Here is a 1,054-nt window from a genome sequence, read left to right as displayed (position 1 = left end):
AAGGGGGAGCGACCAAACGGCAGCTTCACTCAATGGAGTGTTACAGTTCATCAAAACCAAGTGATAACTGTCGTTTCTCTGCTTCTTCTTTCTTTTGGGCAGCTAAAGTCTTTTTCCGAACGTATGTTTTTGTAAATGAAACCCTATCCCCATTAAAGACAATCAACGGATTAATGAACCAATTATATTCGTTTGGACCTCTTGCTATGATTTCACTTTGTACGAGCTCTGCCAATCCTTTGTATATGGCTTTGTCTGATTTGTATTGGGTGTATTCTAAGCATTTTCGCCTATCGAAAATTATCATATCATTCTTAGGCTTCATGCAAGTTAGAATATACCCGAAAACCCGAATAGCTGATTGTGATAGATTGAAAAAAGCGGCAAAATTCGCAAGGTATAGTTTTGCAAATTGCTCTTCATCTACTTCTATTTGTCGGATAAACGAGGTTTTGAATACTTCTCCTGTATCTGTATCAGCAACAGCAACTACAGCTTTTTTATCACTTCCCGTACTACTTTTGTATTTCTTAACAACGTGATTTTCAATCCCTTCAATTGCTTGTTTCATAAAGGGGTTTTCTTCGTTTTTTTGAAAATCGGTTAATTTGAGTACTTTCTTATTTTCCATAAACATTCTATTTAGGCAAATTTGACTTTCTATATATCGGTGAAAAAGTATAATTTGATTTTCCACAAAGGAATATTTAAATTTCCATTAATACAATAAAAAAGCAAAATATATTTTCCTTTTTAACATCTAATAGGAAAGAGTGACTTTCTAATATGGAAAATCAGATTTTCCAATATGGAAAATACCCTATATTGAGTATCAACTACTTAACTTATTCTATTTCTTAAGTTCTTATTATACCCTAAAAACGGCATATAATCAACTACTTAAAAAATCATCGGTCGGGGAGCGCCCAGCGGCAAGGGGCGGGACCACCCGTCCCGACGAGCGCCCACACCATAAACTTTTTTTCGAATAAGCACACAACCGTTTTTCGAACCCTGCAAAATTTCTTCCGAACCCGAACGGCGTAACACTCCA

The 1,054-nt window shown here is 36.0% G+C and carries 1 protein-coding gene; it reads right to left on the bottom strand.

What is annotated here, in order from left to right; translation table 11 throughout:
• Positions 1 to 40 precede the first annotated feature (40 nt).
• Positions 41 to 631: a hypothetical protein gene (locus tag ABUA47_RS24940; RefSeq protein ID WP_008670455.1), complete on the bottom strand. Its 591-nt coding sequence runs from the start codon at positions 629 to 631 to the stop codon at positions 41 to 43.
• Between the last annotated feature and the right edge of the window lie 423 nt (positions 632 to 1,054).

It is taken from the genome of Bacteroides sp. RTP31139st1_H2_RTP31139_211217 (assembly GCF_040227615.1).
In the GTDB taxonomy this organism is placed as follows: Bacteria; Bacteroidota; Bacteroidia; order Bacteroidales; family Bacteroidaceae; genus Bacteroides; species Bacteroides uniformis.
The sequence above is the reverse complement of the archived record's forward strand: the minus strand, read 5'-3'. Positions and strand labels throughout refer to the sequence as shown.

What these genes read in the sequence shown, in the direction of transcription:
- ABUA47_RS24940 (WP_008670455.1), bottom strand. Translation starts at nt 631, where the DNA reads ATGGAAAATAAGAAAGTACTCAAATTAACCGATTTTCAAAAAAACGAA.